The sequence below is a fragment of the Caulobacter sp. Root487D2Y genome, assembly GCF_001427165.1.
Classification (GTDB): Bacteria; Pseudomonadota; Alphaproteobacteria; order Caulobacterales; family Caulobacteraceae; genus Caulobacter.
The window spans coordinates 122,886-141,351 of record NZ_LMFD01000015.1 but is presented as its reverse complement, the minus strand read 5'-3'; the positions used below and the strand labels follow the sequence as shown (position 1 = coordinate 141,351).

The window sequence follows — 18,466 nt, the reverse complement described above, 5'->3', positions numbered from 1 at the left end:
CGGCCTAGATATTGCAGGTTTGTTTCCGTGCGAGAGGGTTTTGGGAACCGGGTCAAAGTGCAGCACGCCGTCCCCCGGCGAAGGCTCGGCCGCGGCCGTCAGCCTCGCCGGAAGCGGGGGTGACGGCCGCCTGAAGGCGCTCTCTCAGGGGACGAACAGGCCCAGCGGCACCGCTTCGCCCATGGCCTTGTAGCCGCCCGGCCCGGGATGCAGGCCGTCGTTGGAATCGAAGGCGGGCGCCAGGCGGCTGGGATTGGCCGGATCGCGCGTCAACTTGTCGAAGTCGATCACCGCGTCGAAACGGCCGGGCGTGCGGATCCAGGCGTTGATCGCCTGGCGGTCCTGCTCGTTGGCCGCGTCGGGATGGTAGTAGCCCGAGCCGCCGTAGGGCATGACGGTGGCGCCGTAGACCTTGATCCCGCGCTCGCGGGCGCGACGGATCATCTGGTCGTACGAGGCGATCATCCGGGCCACCAGGGCGGCATGGACCTCGGGGCTGGCGGGCTTGTCGCGGGTCAGCGTGCCCAGGTCGTTCACGCCCTCCAGCACGATGACGTACTTGACGCCGGTCTGGTTCAGCACGTCGCGCTCGAAGCGGGCCATGGCGTTGGGGCCCAGGCCGTCCAGCAGCAGCCGGTTGCCGCCGATGCCGGCGTTCAGCACGCCCACGCCCTTGGTGCGCGGATCGGCCTGCAGGCGGGCGGCCAGGATGTCGGGCCAGCGATTGTCGCCGTTGGTGGTGACGCCGTGACCGTCGGTGATCGAGTCGCCGAACGTCACCAGGCTGGCGCCGGCCGGACGCAGCACGTCGACGCCGGAGATCTGGAACCAGCGTTCCACCGACTTGGCGCCGGTCAGCTCGGCGGCCGCCAGCTGGTCGCCGGCCCCGAACCACGAGGTGGTGCGCGAGCCCGGATGGCTGGTCTGCTGGACGGGGGGCGCGCCGTCGAAGCGGATCGTGATCGCCAGGTTCGCCAGGGGCGCGGCCGGGAAGTCGATCGGGTCGGACAGATATTCAGCGCCGGCCGGAATGATCACGTCGGGGCGGCCGAGGAAGGCCAGGGCGCGGTCGCTGGCCGGGTCGATGCGGGCCGAGCCGGACGCAACGGCCAGGGCGACGTGGACGCCCGACAGCTTCAGCGGCTCGGTCCCGAAGGCGTTGGACAGCCGCACGCGAATCTTGCCGCCGCCGGTGCTGAGCCTCAGGGTCTGGCGCAGCGTGCCGTCGGTGACGTCGGCGGCGGGCAGGGCGTCCTTGGCCGCCGGAATCATCTGGGACGAGGCCCAGGACCCCACCCAGCGCTCGGCTTCCGGCGTCTTGGCCGCGGCGGCCTGGGCGATCGAGAGGGGGGCGGCGCCGATCGAAACAGCGATCGCCAGCCCGACCAGGGCCCGTTTTCCGATATCCAATGTTTCCTCCAGCCCTTCCGACGAGGGGTCTTGCTTGTTCGCCTCGATCCTAGGCGAGGAAATGAGACCGGTACCATAAAAAACTTGAGTGGTCTGACCTCACCTTCCATACTGTCCTCAACGTCGGCGACCAACGCCGCCATCGACCGTTCGACGGTCCGTTCCATTCGTGGGGAAACGAAAAGATCATGAGCCAGACCGCCGTCACTCGCCGCACGCTCGGCGTCAGCCTGGCCGCCTTGGCGGCCGCCTCCTCGACCCTGGCCCGCGCCGCCGCGCCCGCTTCCGGCAAGCCGCTGTACAAGGATCCGACCCAGCCGGTCGAACTGCGCGTGCGCGATCTGCTCTCGCGCATGACGCTGGAAGAGAAGGCCGCCCAGCTGATCGGCATCTGGCTGACCAAGGCCAAGATCCAGACTCCCAGCGGCGACTTCTCGCCCACGGAGGCCAGCAAGAACTTCCCCAACGGCCTGGGCCAGATCTCGCGCCCGACCGACCGCAAGGGCCTGAAGCCCGCCACGGTGGTCGACGCCGCCGCCGGCGCCGACGACGGCTCGGTCAACCGCAACGCCAAGGAAACCGCGCGCTACATCAACGCCGCCCAGAAGTGGGCGATGGAGAAGACCCGCCTGGGCATTCCGATGTTGATGCACGACGAGGCCCTGCACGGTTATGTCGCGCGCGACGCCACCAGCTTCCCGCAGGCCATCGCCCTGGCCTCGACCTTCGACACCGAGATGACCGAGAAGGTCTTCGCCGTCGCCGCCCGCGAGATGCGCGCCCGCGGCTCCAACTTGGCCCTGGCCCCGGTGGTCGACGTGGCCCGCGACCCGCGCTGGGGCCGTATCGAGGAGACCTACGGCGAGGATCCGCATCTGTGCGCCGAGATCGGCCTGGCGGCGATCCGCGGCTTCCAGGGCAAGACCCTGCCGCTGGCGCCCGACAAGGTGTTCGTCACCCTCAAGCACATGACCGGCCACGGCCAGCCCGAGAACGGCACCAATGTGGGCCCGGCCCAGATCGCCGAGCGCACCCTGCGCGAGAACTTCTTCCCGCCGTTCGAACGGGCGGTGAAGGAGCTGCCGGTGCGCTCGGTCATGCCGTCGTACAACGAGATCGACGGGGTGCCGTCCCACGCCAACCACTGGCTGCTGACCGACATCCTGCGTAACGAGTGGGGCTACAAGGGTTCGGTCCAGAGCGACTATTTCGCGATCAAGGAACTGATCGCCCGCCACAAGCTGACCGACAGCCTCGCGGACACGGCCGTGATGGCCCTGAACGCCGGCGTCGATGTCGAGCTGCCGGACGGCGAGGCCTATGTGCTGATCCCCGAACTGGTGAAGTCGGGGCGCATTCCGCAGGCGACGGTCGACGTGGCCGTGGCCCGGGTGCTGGAGATGAAGTTCGACGGGGGGCTGTTCGAGAACCCCTATGCCGACGAGAAGACGGCCGACGCCAAGACCGCCACGCCCGACGCCGTCGCCCTGGCCCGCGAAGCCGCCCGCAAGGCGGTGGTGCTGCTGAAGAACGACAAGGGCCTGCTGCCGCTCGACCCCTCGAAGTTCAAGCGCATGGCCCTGCTGGGCACCCATGCCAAGGACACGCCGATCGGCGGCTACAGCGACGTGCCGCGCCACGTGGTGTCGATCTTCGACGGCCTGCAGGCCGAGGCCAAGACCAGCGGCTTCACGCTCGACTACGCCGAGGCCGTGCGCATCACCGAAAGCCGCGTGTGGGCCGCCGACGAGGTCAAGCTGGTCGACCCGGCCGTCAACGCCAAGCTGATCGCCGAGGCCGTCGAGGTGGCCAGGAAGGCCGACGTCATCGTCATGGTGCTGGGGGACAACGAGCAGACCAGCCGCGAGGGCTGGGGCGACAACCACCTGGGCGACCGCGACAGCCTGGACCTGGTGGGCCAGCAGAACGACCTGGCCAAGGCGATCTTCGACCTGGGCAAGCCCACCGTCGTGTTTCTGCTCAACGGCCGGCCGTTGTCGGTCAACCTGTTGGCCGAACGCGCCGACGCCCTGGTCGAGGGCTGGTACCTGGGCCAGGAAACCGGCAACGCCGCCGCCGATATCCTGTTCGGCCGGGCCAATCCGGGCGGCAAGCTGCCGGTCAGCATCGCCCGCGACGTGGGCCAGCTGCCGATCTACTACAACCGCAAGCCCACCTCGCGTCGGGGCTATCTGTTCGACGAGACGACGCCGCTCTATCCGTTCGGTTTCGGCCTGTCCTACACCACCTTCGACATCTCGGCTCCGCGCCCGGCCAAGGCCGAGATCGGCGCCAACGAGAGCGTCAAGGTCGAGGTCGACGTGACCAACACCGGCAAGGTCGCCGGCGACGAGGTGGTCCAGCTCTACATCCACGACGAGGCCGCCTCGGTGACCCGTCCGCTGCTGGAGCTGAAGCACTTCAAGCGCGTGACCCTGGCGCCCGGCGCCAAGACCACGGTCACCTTCGAGGTTTCGCCGCTGGACCTGTCGCTGTGGAACCTGGAGATGAAGCGCGTCGTCGAGCCGGGCAAGTTCACCCTGCTGTCGGGCCCGAACTCGGCCCAGTTGAAGCCGGCGACGCTGACGGTCGTCGCTTAGTAGGGACGCCCCCTCCGTCACGGCGCGTCGCGCCGCGCCACCTCCGCCGCTGCGCAGGGGAGGAGAAGACTCTCCTCACCCGTGAAACGGGGGAGGTGGCGCGCGGCGCAGCCGCGTGACGGAGGGGGCGTCGCCTTGCACGGAGAGCCCAACCCATGATCCGCGCCGCGATTTCCGCTCTGGCCCTGGCCGCCGTCCTGGCGGTCGGCGTGGCCATCGCCGCGCCCGCGCGCGCCGCCGAGCCCGCGGCGATCACCGCGGCGCCGGCGGCCGGCGCCTTTCCGCTGATCGCCCAGGGGCGTTCGGCGCGGATCGAGACCGACATCACCGACTGGCCCGGCGTGCTGCGGGCGGTCAACGACGTCCGCGGCGACCTCGCCAAGCTGTCGGCCGAGGCCGAGCCGGCCAAGGACGCGCCGGTCGTGATCATCGGCACCATCGGCAAGAGCGCCGCGATCGACGCCCTGATCGCCTCCGGCAAGCTCGACGCGACCGGCGTCGGCGGCCAGTGGGAGGCCTTCGTCCAGCAGGTGGTCGAGAATCCGCGCCCGGGCGTGGCCCGGGCCCTGGTCATCGCTGGAGCCGACAAGCGCGGCACCATCTTCGGGGCCTATGATCTGATCGAGCGGGCCGGCGTCTCGCCGTGGAGCTGGTGGGCCGACACGCCGATCCCGGTCAAGGACCAGGCCTATGTCGCCGCCGGCCGCCGCGTGCAAAAGCCGGCGGTCAAGTATCGCGGCATCTTCCTCAACGACGAGGACCCGGCGCTGTCGGGCTGGGCCAAGGTCCGGTTCGGCGGGGTGAACCACGACTTCTACGCCAAGGTCTACGAGCTGACCTTGCGCCTGAAGGGCAACTTCCTGTGGCCGGCCATGTGGGGCAAGTCGATCTATGACGACGACCCCCTGAGCGCGCCGCTGGCCGACGAATACGGCGTGGTGCTGGGCACGTCGCACCACGAGCCGTTGGGCCGCGCCCACGTCGAGTGGGAGCGCTACGGCCAGGGGCCGTGGGACTACGCCAAGAACCCCGAGGCGCTTCGGGACTTCTGGCGCGAGGGCGTCAAGCGTCTGGGGGCCAACGAGAGCTTGGTCACGGTGGGCATGCGCGGCGACGGCGACGAGCCGATGACCCAGGGCACGGCCACCCAGCTGCTGGAGTCCATCGTCGCCGACCAGCGCAAGATCATCGGCGAAGTGACTGGAAAAGCTCCAGAAAACACCCCGCAGGTCTGGGCGCTCTACAAGGAGGTGCAGGACTATTACGACGCCGGCATGCGCGTGCCCGATGACGTGACCCTGCTGTTCTCGGACGACAATTGGGGCGACATCCGCCGGCTTCCCGAACCGGGCAAGACCCGGCCGGGCGGCTACGGCGTCTACTACCATTTCGACTATGTGGGCGGGCCGCGGAACTACAAGTGGCTCAACACCAACCAGGTCTCGCGCACCTGGGAGCAGATGAAGCTGGCCCGGGACTACGGCGCCGACCGGCTGTGGATCGTCAATGTCGGCGACCTCAAGCCGATGGAGCTGCCCATCGCGTTCTTCCTCGACATGGCCTGGGATCCGGACGCCATGACGGTCGGGAAGATGTCGGGCTTCACGCGCGACTGGGCCGCCGCCCAGTTCGGGCCCGAGCACGCCGACGAGATCGCCGCCCTGCTGGACGGCTACACGCGGCTGAACGCCCGGCGCAAGCCCGAGCTGATCGACGGCTCGACCTTCAGCCTGGTCAATTTCCGCGAGGCCGAGCGGGTCGAGGCCGAGTGGGCCGACCTGGAGCGGCGCGCCGACGTGTTGCGTCGGGTGCTGCCCAAGGACCAGGACGACGCCTTCTTCCAGCTGGTCTGGTTCCCGATCCAGGCCAGCGCCAACCACACCCGGCTCTATATCGCCGCCGGCCGCAACAGGCTCTACGCGGCGCAGGGCCGGGCGGCGGCCAATGACCAGGCGGCCAAGGTCCAGGCGCTGTTCGCCCGCGACGCCGAGCTGGTCCGCCAGTGGGACGAGGACCTGGCCGGCGGCAAGTGGCGCAAGATGATGAGCCAGACCCACATCGGCTACACCTATTGGCAGCAGCCGCCGACCAACGTCATGCCCGCGACGGCGGCCGTGAAGGCCGCGCCTGGCTGGGGCGTCGCGGTCGAGGGACGGGCCGAGGCGGTGGCCGCCGCCGCCGACCTGCCGCCCTTGGCCCGTGACGGCGCCGCCAGCCGCTGGATCGACCTGTTCAACCGTCGGACCGGGCCCCTGGCCTTCACCGCCAAGGCCGGCGAGCCCTGGGTTAAGGTGGCTTCCGGCCCAGCCGCCGCCAACGGCGACACGCGGCTGGAGGTATCGGTCGACTGGAAGGCCGCCCCGACGGGCGCGCGCCGCGTTCCGATCACGATCACGGGTCCGGATGACCAGACGGTGGTCGTCACGGCGGTCGTCGACGGCGCGCGACGCAAGGTCGCCAAGGGCGCCTTCGTCGAGGCCGGCGGCCCGCTGGCCATCGAGGCCGAGCATCACGTCGCCGCGACCGGCGCGGGCGGGGTGGCGTGGACGACGATCCCGGGCCTGGGCCGGACCCTGTCGGGCGTCGCCAGCTATCCCTCGACCGCGCCGTCCAGCGCGCCGGGGCAGGGGGCTTTCCTGGACTACGCCGTCGACCTGGAGCAGGCCGGCGATTTTGACCTGCGGGTCTTCACCGCGCCCAGTCTGGACTTCCGGGGCGGGACCGGGCTGCGCTACGCCGTCTCGCTGGACGACGCGCCGCCGGTGATCGCCAACCTGCACGAGGGCGAAACGCGCACGGGCGAAGGCCAGAAGAGCTGGGAGAAAGCCGTGGCCGACAACGCCCGGGTCCAGACCATCCGGCTGACGGCGGCCAGGGCCGGCGCCCATCGCATCCGGCTGTGGCGGGTGGATCCCGGCGTGGTGTTCGAGCGGCTCGTCATCTCGCGCGGCGAGGCGCCCGAAAGCTATCTGGGCCCGGTCGAGGGCGCGCGGCGCTAGGACTTTGTTTCGATCCCGGGCCCTGCGATAATCGGGGCGAGAGGAGGAGGCTGAAGATGCGTCCTTTTATCCGATCGTTGGCCGTCGCGGCCGCCGCCGCTCAGATCGCGTCGCTGGCCGGGACCGCCCAGTCCCAGCCTGCGCCGGACCGCCAGAGCTGGGGCAAGCCCGGGATCTCGTTCCTGCAGTACCGCACCGACGCGGTCGAATGCGCCTGGCTGGCCGGCAGCGCCGCGCCGGTTGCCGTGGCGAGCGTCGACCAGGTGTTCGCCATGGACGGCCAGGACGTCTTCGAGGTGATGGAAAGCGCCAAGCGCAGCCAGTACCGGGTGTGGAACAACGTCGCCGATCAGCTGGAGCCAGCGCTGGAGTCCTGTCTGCGATCGCGCGGCTACCGGCCGTTCAAGCTGACCGACGAGCAGAACGCCCAGTTGAAGCAGCTGAAGCGCGGCTCGGCCTCGCGTCATCGCTATCTCTACGGGCTGGCGATCGACCCCGACGTGTTGAAGATCCAGGGGCTGTAGCCGCCTGGAGCCTTTCCCGACCTGACTGCATCAGGCCGGGGCTCTTCACGCGAACCGGAATCCACTTCGCTTGAAAATGCTTCAGAGACAGGCGTCGCGGACGATCGTGGCGTCGAAGGTGTCGGGCTCGGGGACCGTCCAGGCCGCTTCGGTGAAGCCCAGGGCCTGGGTCGGGCCCTCCAGATTGTTGTCGCCGTGGCGATAGGCCTTGAGCCGGCGGAACAGCTGCTTGCCGCAATCGACCTCCTCGACCAGCTTTTCCGAGCGATAGGGCGCCAGGGCGACCCCGTCGGCGGCGTCGACTTGCGGGCCGCTGTATTCGTGGCGGATCCAGACCCGCGGATAGGGCGATCCGGGCGGCGTGGCGGCGGTCTTGGCGAACACCAGGATCGATCGGTCCGCGACGCCGCCGATGAACGGCCAGTCCCTTGGCTGGATCTTCTCGGCCCACAGCGGCATCCGCTGGGTCGCCTGCTTCTCGGGAGAGACCGTCACGGAGTCCACGGCCGAGGGCGCGTCCTGGATCGGGGCCGTCTGCAGCATAAAGATCAAACCGAACATGACCGCCTCCAACCGAAGATCGCCCGAACGGGCCGCGATAGCGCAGTCAGATGGCGACGCGCTTGGCGATGGCGCTGCGCCTAGCGCCGGTTTCCTGCTTGGCCCGCTCCACGGCCTCGGTCTCGGTGGCGTGCAGCAGGTGGTCGATGACGCGCTCCAGGTGGTCGCGCATGGCCTGGCGGGCGGCGGCGGGGTCGCGGGCCTTCAGGGCCTCGAACACCCGGCGGTGCTCGACGATGCGGGGCTCCAGCCCCATGCCGCGGGCGCGGGTCAGGATGTTGCGGGCCAGGGGCGAGCGGTTGCGCCAGTCCCACAGGTTCTCGATCGTGGCGATGATCGCGCCGTTCCCCGAGGCGCGGGCGATGACCATGTGGAACTCGCGGTCGGCGTCCTCGCCAAGGATCTCCTCCTCGCGGGCCATGCGCTCCATCAGCGCCTCGAGCTCAAGGATCTGGTCGTCGGTGATGGCGGTGGCGGCCAGGGCGGCGGCCTCGCCCTCGAACAGGCGGCGGGCCTCGATCAGTTCGAACGCCCCGATCTCGAGGGCGGGCTCGGCGCTGGCCGGGGTGATCGGGCGGACGTCGCCGGTGACATAGATTCCCAGGCCGTGGCGGGCCTCGATCATGCCCAGCATTTCCAGGGCGATCATCGCTTCGCGCAGGGTGGGGCGGCTGACGCCGAACTGTTCGGCCAGCTCGCGCTCCGTGGGCAGACGGTCGCCAAGCTTGTACTGACCGCTCTCGATGGCGTCTGCGATCGAGTCGGCGATCCGGCGGTAGAGCTTGACGTTCTCGGCCATGTGCTTTCGTCAGTTTCTCGGCGGCGGGCCGCACGGCCCCTCGGACTCGCGATAGCATAGCCGACCTGGCCCGCGCGGGCTATTTCTGACACCGGTCGCCCAAAGCTTGGCCTAAGCCTCAAAACCTGTCGGGGACCGGCGTCAAAGCAGCCTCACCAATCGTGCATGGAACCGTCCTCGCGGCGGGCGATCGGCAGGTAGGCGCGCTTGTAGGGGTGCTTGGCGGCTTGCGCCTCGTCGATGTCGACGCCCAGGCCGATCGCCTCGCCGGGATGCAGCATGCCGTCCGCGAAGCTGTAGGCGTGCGGGAACACCGCGTCGGTCGCTTCGGTGTGGCGCATGTATTCCTGGACGCCGAAATTGGGGATCGACAGGTCGAAGTGCAGGGCCGCGGCCATGCAGATCGGCGACAGGTCGGTGGCGCCGTGGCAACCGGTGCGCACGTGATGCAGGTCGGCGAAGCTGGCGATCTTGCGCAGGTGGGTGATGCCGCCGGCATGGACCACGGTGGCGCGGATGTAGTCGATCAGCTGTTCCTCGATCAGCTGCTTGCAGTCCCAGATCGAGTTGAAGATCTCGCCCACCGCCAGCGGGGTGGTCGTGTGCTGGCGGATGATGCGGAAGCTGGCCTGGTTCTCGGCGGGGACGGCGTCCTCCATCCAGAAGGGGCGGTAGGGCTCCAGGTCCTTGCCCAGGCGGCCGGCCTCGATCGGGGTCAGGCGATGGTGGACGTCGTGCAGCAGGTGCAGGTCCCAGCCCAGCTTGTCGCGCGCCGCCTCGAACAGGCCCGGCGCGCTGCGCAGGTATTTCTCGGTCGACCATAGGCTTTCGGTCGGCAGGTGGCTGTCGGCGGGCTCGTAGAAGAACTTGTCCTTGGAGACGCCGTAGACGCCGTTCAGGCCGGGCACGCCCGACTGCAGGCGGATGGCCTTGTAGCCCTGGGACGCGTAGACGGCCGCGTTCTCGAGGGTCTCCTCGATCGTCGCGCCGTTGGCGTGGCCGTAGACCATCACGCCGGTGCGGCAGGCGCCGCCCAGCAGCTGGTAAAGGGGCAGGCCGGCGATCTTGGCCTTGATGTCCCACAGGGCCATGTCGACGGCGGCGATGGCCGCCATGGTCACGGGGCCGCGACGCCAGTAGGCGCCCTTGTACAGGTACTGCCAGATGTCCTCGATCTGATGGGCGTCGCGCCCGATCAGGCAGGGGATCACGTGATCGGCCAGGTAGCTCGCGACGGCCAGTTCGCGGCCGTTCAGGGTGGCGTCGCCGACGCCATGCACGCCGTCGCTGGTCTCGATCTTCAGGGTGACGAAATTTCGCCCCGGGGAGGTGACGATGACTCTGGCGGCGGTGATCTTCGGCATGTGACGCTTTCGTTGACCCGACCGTCAAAAGTCGGATGGTAGCGGTATCGGTCTAAATCAGGCGTGGCAGTTGTCAACCTATTGGTCTGACCACTGGCGTCACGGTGTCTCGACCTTTGATCAAGGTAGCGGTATCACAAGATCAAGACCGTCGCGCCCCCTCGCGTTGCACGGCATGGTGTCGCCAGGGAGAAAACATGCGTCTCGTGTCGTTTATGCGGGGGCTCTGCCTGGCGGCCGGCCTGATTTCAGCGTCCCTGAGCGCTTCGGCGGTCCGGGCCGAGGATGGCTATGACCTGTGGCTGCGCTATCGGCCGCTGCCGGCGGACCAGCGTCCGGCCGCCCGGACGATCGCGCCCAGCGCCGACACCCCCACGCTGAAGATCGCGCGCGCCGAACTGCGGCGCGGGCTGGACGGCCTGGTCGGCGGGGCGCCGGCGACGGACGCGCCCTCGATCCTGCTGGGCACGCCCGCGGGCTCGCCCGCCGTCGCGGCCCTGGACCTGCCGCTGAAGGGCGCGGGCGAGGAAGGCTACCTGATCCGTACGGTGGGCAAGACCACGGTCATCGCCGCCAACACCGACGTCGGCGTGCTGTACGGCGTCTTCCACTATCTGCGCCTGATCCAGACGGGGCAGGGCGTCGACAAGCTGGACATCCTGTCGGCCCCCAAGGTCAATCACCGCCTGCTGAACCACTGGGACAACCTGGATGGCCATGTCGAGCGCGGCTACGCCGGCGCCTCGCTGTGGGACTGGTGGAAGCTGCCCGACTACAAGGACCCCCGCTACGTCGACTACGCCCGCGCCAACGCCTCGATCGGCGTCAACGGCACGGTGCTGAACAACGTCAACGCCAAGGCCGACAGCCTGACCGCGCCCTATATCGCCAAGGCCGCGGCCCTGGCCGACGTGTTCCGGCCCTACGGCATCAAGGTCTATCTGTCGGCCCGGTTCTCGGCCCCGATCGAGATCGGCGGCCTGAAGACCGCCGACCCGGCCGACCCGGCCGTGCGCGCCTTCTGGAAGGCCAAGGCCGACGAGATCTACAAGGCCATTCCCGATTTCGGCGGCTTCCTGGTCAAGGCCAATTCCGAAGGCCAGCCCGGCCCGCAGGACTACGGCCGCACCCATGTCGACGGCGCCAACATGCTGGCCGACGCGGTGGGGCCGCACGGCGGGATCGTGATGTGGCGGGCCTTCGTCTATTCGCACGAGCAGCCGGACGACCGCGCCAAGCAGGGCTACAGCGAGTTCAAGCCGTTCGACGGCCAGTTCCGCGACAACGTCATCGTCCAGGTCAAGAACGGGGCGATCGACTTCCAGCCGCGCGAGCCGTTCCACCCGCTGTTCGGGGCCATGCCCAAGACCAACCTCGGCATGGAGTTCCAGATCACCAAGGAATACCTCGGCTTCGCCACTCACCTGGTCTATCTGGGCCCGCTCTACGAAGAGACCCTGAAGTCCGACACCTACGCCCACGGCGCGGGCTCGACCGTGGCCAAGGTGGTGGACGGCACGTTGGATCACCGCCCGCTGACCCTGATGGCCGGGGTGTCGAACATCGGCCGCGACCGCAACTGGAGCGGTTCGCAGTTCGACCAGGCCAATTGGTACGTCTTCGGCCGCCTGGCCTGGGATCCGGAGACCTCGACGAAGGACATCGCCGCCGACTGGGCCAGGATGACCTTCTCGACCGATCCGCGCTTCGTCACGCCGACCGTGGCGATGATGATGGGCTCGCGCGAGGCGGCGGTCGACTACATGACCCCGCTGGGCCTGCACCACCAGATGGGCCGCGGCCACCACTATGGCCCCGGCCCGTGGGTGACCGGCGGACCGCGCGCCGACTGGACCAGCGTCTACTACGCCAAGGCCGGCAAGGACGGGATCGGCTTCGACCGCACCGCCGCCGGCAGCAACGCCACGGCCCAGTACGCGCCTGTGGTCGCCAAGCGCTTCTCGGACCTGAAGACCGTCGACGAGCGGGACTTGCTCTGGTTCCACCACCTGCCGTGGACCTACAGGCTGAAGTCCGGCCAGACCCTGTGGGACGGCATGGTCACGCACTATTCGCGCGGCGTCGCCACGGTGGACGGCATGGGCAAGACCTGGGCGGATCTGGCGCCCTATGTCGATCCCGAGCGTCACGCCCAGGTCGCCGACTTCCTGGCCATCCAGCGCAACGAAGCCCAGTGGTGGCGCGACGCCTCGATCGCCTATTTCCAGACGTTCTCGGGCCTGCCGCTGCCGGCCGGCGAGGCGGCTCCGGCCCATTCGCTGGACTACTACGAGGGGCTGAGCTTCCCGTACGCGCCGGGGAACTAGCGAGGATGCGGATCAGAAGGCGAGCGAGAAGTCGGTGACGAGGGTGAAGCCGTTGGCGCCCACCGGCACGGGATAGGCCGTGTAGCCGACCGGCGACCTGTCGGTGTACAGCCCCATGACGTTGACCCGCAGATCCCGGCGCTTGAAGGGGAAATAGTTGAAGCCGACGGCGACGTCGTAGGGATCACCGTATTCGCCAAAGATCTTGGATCCGGAAAGGTAAAGCTGCAGCGTCTTGGGGATGAGCATGGCGGATGCCTGCACCTGGAGTCCGCTGTCGAACAGGTCGTCCACGGGAACCAGGCCTTCGGTGCGGAAATTGTCGAGCCATCTCGCATAGTATTCAAGTTCCAGGGCATACCCCTTGTGTTTGACCCCCGCGTTCAGGGCCATCATCTGGTAGCGGGCTTCGAGGATCCTTCCTGGAGTATTGAAGGCGTCGTTGGCGAACAGCAGGGTGCCGTCGGAAAGTCGAAGCTGGGTGTTTTCGATCGAATCCGTGGCGGGCTGGGATTGCGGCGTTTCGGTGCTGCGGGTGTAGTGGGCGCTGAACAGCGTCGCGACCTTCTCGTGCTTTTCAAAATCACCGAAGCCGTTGGCCGGTCCGAACTCTCCGGTGGTCGGCGTCCAGGTCAGCGCGCCCGAATAGGTGTTGATCTTGGCGTCGAGCTGACGCGCCTGGACGCCGAGCGCGCTCAGGTTGTTGGCGATCATGGCCCGGTATTCGAGTTTGGGTGTGATCTTGCCCTCGGCCCAGATGCCCTGGGTGTAGGAGCCGCGGAAGAATTCGTCGGCGATCGGCCGGTTGTCGTTGCGAAGCCAGTAGGGGAAGGTCCGGTTCGTCGAGCGCGTGGACGGCAGGGAATGGATGCCGAAATAGACCTTCAAGGCGTCATTGAAGGTCCAGTTGATGTTCCCGGCGACCACGACCTGGGCGCCGAGCCCCTGGCTGGCCTGCGACGTCCAGACGTAGGCGTTGTAACCGAATCTGGGATCGAACAGCCAACCTCGCAGGGTGATCTGCACCTTCGCCAGCTGGAGGTCCTCCCTGGGTACGACAGTGGAGGTCCTGCCGAAGGAGTCCGTGTAGGTCTTATCGAGGCCATGCTGGTTGAGGTACCGCAGGTAGCTCACCAGTCCGAGGTCGACCTCGCCGACGTCCGACCTCATGAGGATGAGCCCTTTCCCGGGCTCGAAGCCTCCCCATTTGGCCGGGTATTCCGCCGCCGCCTCGGCCCGCTGCGTCGGGAGCGTCTGGATGGGCTCAGCAGCCTCAGGCGCGGGGGCGGTGGTGGCGACGGCCGGGGCGGGCGCCGCCGGCGCCGCCGCACTTCCGTGGAGTTCGACCTCGAGCGCCCGAATGCGCCCGTCGAACTGCGCCCGCATGTCGATCAGCTCCTGCAGCTGCTGTTCCATGCGTTGCCGCTGGGCGTCGGGCACGGGCACGGGCGCGGGCTGGGCGCCGGTCGCGGTCTGCGCGCCGGCCGATTGGGCGCTGAGCCCGAGCAGGCCGAGGCCAAGACCGACAAGGGCTGCTCTGGCCCGAGGCCGCGACGTCAGACGCTTCACATTCACAGCTTCGACCCTCATCCATTTGTCCCGGACACACCGGTTGGCTTCGACGCGGGCGCGCCCGTCGCTCGACGAAGCCGTAGGACCTGGGTCATTGAGGCCTGGACGGCGTGCGCGCCGCACTCCGTTGCGACCCGGTGTTCTCTCGGGTGAGCACCTGATATGGGCCCGCCAATCTTCATGGCGGGCGTCGACCGGCCGGCGAAGCGCCGTCGGCCCATTCTCGCTGGACGATCGCGAGAGCCTGGGCTTCCCCTGCGCGCCGGGGACTAGCGCGGCGTCAGGACCAGGTCACCGGGCAGGTCGGGGTGGGCGGGATGGTCCCCATCACCGGCGGATCGGGGAAGTACTGGGTCGTCACCTGGACGGCCTCGGCCGCCGCCTGGCCGAACAGCATCATGATCAGCTGCAGGGACTCGTCGAGACCCGAGGAGATGCCGCCGCCGGTCAGCCGGTTGCCGCACACCACGAAGCGCGGATTGCTGGTGTCGACGTCGATCTCGCAGAAGCTCTGCAGGCAGGCGATGAACGCCCAGTGGGTCGTGGCCCTGTGCCCGTCGAGCAGCCCCGCCTGGGCCAGCAGCAGCGCGCCCTCGCACACCGAACACACCCAGGTCGCGTTCTCCGCCACCTGGCGCAGATAGGCCAGATAGGGCGAGCAGGGATCGCTCATGATCCGGCCCAGCACGTCCGGGTCGCCGCCGGGCGTCCAGAGGATGTCCAGGGTCGGAACCTCGTCGAAACTGGCGTGGGCCTCGAAGCGGACGCCGTTCATCGCGGTCACCGGACCGCCATCCTCGGAGAGGATCAGGGTCTCCAAGGGCTGGGCCTTGCCGGCCCAGTAGAACATCTCGGCCGGACCGGTGACGTCGAGCAGATCGACTCCCTCGTAGACGGGTATGCCCAGCCTCATCTCGCCCCTCCCTTGTCCGCGGCGTGAAGACAACCTTGGAGCGTGATGCCTGTTCAGGTCAATCCAAGATGGCTCTCGGCGCAAAAAAACGGCGTGTCCGAAGACACGCCGCTGGGGAACGCGAAGGAAGGAAGGAAGGAAGGCGTTCGCGTAAGGTTTAGAACTGGCCGCGGATGCCGATCAGATAGGTCGAGCCGGGCTTGTAGTAAGTGAATGCGGCGTTCGAGTACTGGAAGGTCTGACGCTGCACTTCGTCGGTGATGTTGATCGCGTTGAAGGTGATCTGCGGCGCATGCTTCCAGGGCAGCTGGTAGCTGGCCGACAGGTCGACCTGCTTGTAGGCGTCGGTCTTCAGGCGAGCGACCGGTATGCTCTGCTGGTTGGGGTCCGAGCTGATCTGAGCGTCGTTGTAGTTGTACGACAGCCGGATCGAGGCCCCGTGACCTTCGTAGTAACCGGTCAGGTTATAGGTGTAGGGCGAGACGCCGACCGCCACGGCCGGGGCGCCGCTGCCGCTGCCGGTCTGGTTGATGCGGGTGTAGTTGGCGGTGAAGCCGGTGCCCGGGATCAGGAAGTCCAGCGGCTGGACCCAGTTCAGTTCGTAGCCGCGGATGGTCAGGGTGCCGCCGGCGTTGACCTGCTGGTTGACGGTGACCGTGGCCACGTTCGGACCGCCGCGCAGGTCGATGGCCTGCTGCTGCTGGGTCGTCAGGTTGGCGTAGGCCACGCCCAGCTGGGTGAACGGGATGGTGTTGGTGCCCTGGACCGTGAAGCCGTTGATCACCTTCTGGAACAGAGCCACGCCGACATAGCCCGCGCCGCCGGTGTACCACTCGCCGCCCATGTCGAAGTTGTTGGAGGTGTAGGGGCTGAGCGCCGGGTTGCCCTGGCTGGCCGTCTGAGCCGACACGTCGCTAAAGGTCGTGCCCGGCAGCATGGCGCTGGGGTTGGCGCGCGTGATGGTCCGCGAGGCGGCCATGCGCAGATTGACGTCGTCCCGCACCTTGTAGACGGCGTTGAAGGCCGGCAGGAAGGCGTCGTAGGTGGTCTGACGCTCCAGGGTGGAGGTCACGCCGTTGACGGTCTGCGGGCCGCGGATCGTCTGGTCGGTGGTGACGTAACGGCCGCCGAAGTTGAAGGCCAGGTCGCGATCCATGATCTGGGTGACCGCGTTGGCCTCGATATAGGCGCCGATGTTCTCTTCCTCGATGAAGCCCGAGCTGGCGGCGGTGGCGGCCGACGACACGGCCGGGGCGGTTTCGTTGAAGCGGTCGAACGAACTGGCGGCCTTGAACGAGTCGTAGTCGACCGTGATGAAGCCGATCGGGCCCGGGCGCAGGTACGAGGCGAGCTGGGCCTGGGTGATGGCCGAGCCGGCCTGACCGTTACAGGGCGGGGTGGGCGAGGGGACGGCGTTGTTCACCAGGCCGCCGCCGCAGGTGAAGGTCTGCCAGGCGCCGCTGTTGTCCAGGGCCTGGATCGAGCGGCTGATGTCGTCATAGGCGACGCCGACCTTGATGTAGTTCTCGTTGTCCTCGCCGATCTTCAAGTTCCAGTGCGTGCCCTTGTTGGAGGTGACGCGCTTCTCGTTCTGGATGTTCAGGCGGCCGCCGGCGAAGGTCCAACCCAGGTTCGGGTCGTTCAGGTTGACGCCGGTCTTGATCAACGGCATGTCGCCGCCGGTGTTGTCGAAGTCAACGGTCAGGCCGGCGGGCGAGTTGACCAGTATGGTCGGGGCCTCGCGGAAGAACACGCTGCGGCTCAGGTTGAACTGGCCGTCCAGCAGCAGCCACGGATTGATCTGCCAGGAGCCGCCCGGGTTGAAGTTGTAGAAGTCGGTCTTCTCGTCATAGGGCCGCGCTTCCAGGAAGAACTGGGAGTTGGCGAACGTGCCCTTGGTGACGACGTTGTTGGCGTCGACCTTGACGTTCATCGGAACCATGCCGCCCGAGTTGCGGACGATCCAGTCCATGTCGAGGCGGTTGAAGTCGTTGTGGGTCTGGCCCAGCAGCAGGTCGCTATAGAAGGCCAGGGCGTCGTTCGGACGCCATTCGCCCGAGATCAGCACGGAGTCGCGGTTGCGCGTGCCTTCGCTGTAGGACTGGCGGCCCAGGCGCGGGATAATGCCGTCGCCCAGTTGCTGGGCGGTCGTGCCTGGGTTCAGGCTCTGCAGATAGGCGGCGGTGATCGGCGTGCCGGCCACCAGGCCGTTGCCGGCGGTGGCTGGGACGGTGTCGGGGATCCTGTAGCCGTTGCCGCCGACGGCGCTGTTGCAGGCGGGCGAGATGGCGGTCGCGGCCGTGCCGGCGGGCGGGGTCGTGCCGCATTGGGCGTAGGTCAGGTTGGCGTTGGTCCAGCCAATGGTCTCGAAGCCGTCGGTGCGGCTCTTGGTGCGAGCGCCGGCATAGCCGAGCAACAGGCCGAACTCACCGTGGCTGGTGTCCCAGGTGTCGCTGGCCAGGACGGCGCCGCGGGGGCTCCACTTGCCCGCGCTCTCCTGATAGCCGCCCTGGAGCGAATAGGTGAAGTGGCGGCCGGCCCGGTCGAACGGACGGGCGTTGCGCATGTTGACCACGCCGGCGACGCCGCCTTCGACCTGGCTGGCCATCGGGGTCTTGCTGACGTCCAGGCGGGTGAACAGTTCCGTCGGGAACAGGTTCAGGTCGACTTCGCGGTTCTGGTTCTGGGCGTCGGTGCGGCCCGACGAGGCCACGGCGATCTGCGAGCCGTTGAGCAGGATCTTGGTGAAGTTGGTGCCCAGGCCGCGCACGGCGATGTTTAGGCCGTCGCCGTTGATTTCGCGGGTCAGCTGGATGCCGGGAATGCGGTTCAGCGACTCGGCGATGTTGAGGTCGGGGAACTTGCCGATGTCTTCGGCGAACACCGAGTCGGTGAAGGCGATGCTGTCGCGCTTGGCGTTGGTGGCGTCGGTCAGGCTCTTGCGGAAGCCGGTGACGACCACTTCCTCGACCGTATCGGCGTTGGAGGCGGCCGGCGCGGCTTGCTGCGCGAAGGCCGGCGCGGCGGCCAGGCCGGTCAGGCAGCTGGCCCCGATGAGCGCCAGGCGAAGGGCGCGCGACTGAAGTGTTTGAACCATGTTTCTCCCCTTGAAGTCTCAGTGCTCTGCGCACTTGTCGTTTTACGCGTCGCCAGTCCGTCCTCGGGTCGTCGGCGTTTGGCGACGAATGGGGCGGCCATGGTAGCGGTCACAGGAGGTGATGGTTACGAGGTAAGGCCTCGTAAGTCAACGAGGTCATACCTCTTGAAAAACCAATGTTTGACCATTTGCGACAGGTGTTGCCGACCGACCACCCGGGAACGTCCGGGGAACAGGCGATATCGCCCGAAAAAGGGAAGATATCTGACAATGACCTTCGCTATTGGTCTTACCAATAGC

General features: G+C 67.9%; 11 protein-coding genes. 4 read left to right on the top strand and 7 right to left on the bottom strand.

All coding sequences use genetic code 11. The features are described from left to right. Positions 1-144 precede the first annotated feature (144 nt). The gene (locus tag ASD38_RS22095; RefSeq protein WP_056463523.1) at positions 145-1,410 is read right to left on the bottom strand and encodes an SGNH/GDSL hydrolase family protein; all 1,266 of its coding nucleotides are present in this window, start codon (positions 1,408-1,410) and stop codon (positions 145-147) included. A gap of 188 nt (positions 1,411-1,598) precedes the next feature. Here ASD38_RS22095 and ASD38_RS22090 point away from each other — a divergent pair, with 188 nt between their 5' ends. From ASD38_RS22090 to ASD38_RS22080, 3 genes are all read left to right on the top strand, one after another. Next, positions 1,599-4,010, top strand: coding sequence for a glycoside hydrolase family 3 N-terminal domain-containing protein (locus tag ASD38_RS22090; protein WP_056463520.1), 2,412 nt, complete (start codon positions 1,599-1,601; stop codon positions 4,008-4,010). 155 nt (positions 4,011-4,165) lie between these two features. Continuing rightward, positions 4,166-7,009 (top strand): glycosyl hydrolase 115 family protein, encoded by a 2,844-nt coding sequence (locus ASD38_RS22085; protein WP_056463518.1) that lies wholly within the window; start codon positions 4,166-4,168, stop codon positions 7,007-7,009. Between the two features lie 56 nt (positions 7,010-7,065). Beyond that, a complete protein-coding gene (locus tag ASD38_RS22080) occupies positions 7,066-7,533 on the top strand; it encodes a hypothetical protein (RefSeq protein ID WP_156390834.1) in 468 nt (155 codons plus the stop codon). An 81-nt stretch (positions 7,534-7,614) separates the two neighbouring features. Here ASD38_RS22080 and ASD38_RS22075 read toward each other — a convergent pair whose 3' ends face one another. From ASD38_RS22075 to manD, 3 genes are all read right to left on the bottom strand, one after another. Further along, entirely contained in the window at positions 7,615-8,094 is a 480-nt protein-coding gene (locus ASD38_RS22075) for a surface-adhesin E family protein (RefSeq protein WP_056463512.1), read from the bottom strand. Positions 8,095-8,140: 46 nt separating this feature from the next. Then, complete coding sequence (locus ASD38_RS22070) at positions 8,141-8,893, bottom strand: FadR/GntR family transcriptional regulator (RefSeq protein ID WP_056447110.1); 753 nt, start codon at positions 8,891-8,893, stop codon at positions 8,141-8,143. Between the two features lie 152 nt (positions 8,894-9,045). Next, a complete protein-coding gene (gene manD, locus ASD38_RS22065) occupies positions 9,046-10,257 on the bottom strand; it encodes a D-mannonate dehydratase ManD (protein ID WP_056463509.1) in 1,212 nt (403 codons plus the stop codon). Between the two features lie 215 nt (positions 10,258-10,472). Here manD and ASD38_RS22060 point away from each other — a divergent pair, with 215 nt between their 5' ends. Further along, positions 10,473-12,584 carry an alpha-glucuronidase family glycosyl hydrolase gene (locus ASD38_RS22060; RefSeq protein ID WP_056463506.1) on the top strand — a complete coding sequence of 704 codons (2,112 nt, stop codon included), beginning with the start codon at positions 10,473-10,475 and terminating at the stop codon, positions 12,582-12,584. 12 nt (positions 12,585-12,596) lie between these two features. Here ASD38_RS22060 and ASD38_RS22055 read toward each other — a convergent pair whose 3' ends face one another. From ASD38_RS22055 to ASD38_RS22045, 3 genes are all read right to left on the bottom strand, one after another. After that, positions 12,597-14,153, bottom strand: a complete 1,557-nt coding sequence (locus ASD38_RS22055) for a hypothetical protein (RefSeq protein WP_200946037.1) — start codon at positions 14,151-14,153, stop codon at positions 12,597-12,599. 283 nt (positions 14,154-14,436) lie between these two features. After that, the gene (locus ASD38_RS22050; RefSeq protein ID WP_056463503.1) at positions 14,437-15,069 is read right to left on the bottom strand and encodes a DJ-1/PfpI family protein; all 633 of its coding nucleotides are present in this window, start codon (positions 15,067-15,069) and stop codon (positions 14,437-14,439) included. A gap of 157 nt (positions 15,070-15,226) precedes the next feature. Beyond that, entirely contained in the window at positions 15,227-18,166 is a 2,940-nt protein-coding gene (locus tag ASD38_RS22045) for a TonB-dependent receptor (protein WP_082560850.1), read from the bottom strand. Positions 18,167-18,466 lie beyond the last annotated feature (300 nt).

Excerpts from the sequence above, each read along its gene's own strand:
- ASD38_RS22090 (WP_056463520.1), top strand. The coding sequence starts at position 1,599 with ATGAGCCAGACCGCCGTCACTCGCCGCACGCTCGGCGTCAGCCTGGCC.
- ASD38_RS22085 (WP_056463518.1), top strand. The coding sequence starts at position 4,166 with ATGATCCGCGCCGCGATTTCCGCTCTGGCCCTGGCCGCCGTCCTGGCG.
- ASD38_RS22080 (WP_156390834.1), top strand. The coding sequence starts at position 7,066 with ATGCGTCCTTTTATCCGATCGTTGGCCGTCGCGGCCGCCGCCGCTCAG.
- ASD38_RS22075 (WP_056463512.1), bottom strand. The coding sequence starts at position 8,094 with ATGTTCGGTTTGATCTTTATGCTGCAGACGGCCCCGATCCAGGACGCG.
- ASD38_RS22070 (WP_056447110.1), bottom strand. The coding sequence starts at position 8,893 with ATGGCCGAGAACGTCAAGCTCTACCGCCGGATCGCCGACTCGATCGCA.
- manD (WP_056463509.1), bottom strand. The coding sequence starts at position 10,257 with ATGCCGAAGATCACCGCCGCCAGAGTCATCGTCACCTCCCCGGGGCGA.
- ASD38_RS22060 (WP_056463506.1), top strand. The coding sequence starts at position 10,473 with ATGCGGGGGCTCTGCCTGGCGGCCGGCCTGATTTCAGCGTCCCTGAGC.
- ASD38_RS22050 (WP_056463503.1), bottom strand. The coding sequence starts at position 15,069 with ATGAGGCTGGGCATACCCGTCTACGAGGGAGTCGATCTGCTCGACGTC.
- ASD38_RS22045 (WP_082560850.1), bottom strand. The coding sequence starts at position 18,166 with ATGGTTCAAACACTTCAGTCGCGCGCCCTTCGCCTGGCGCTCATCGGG.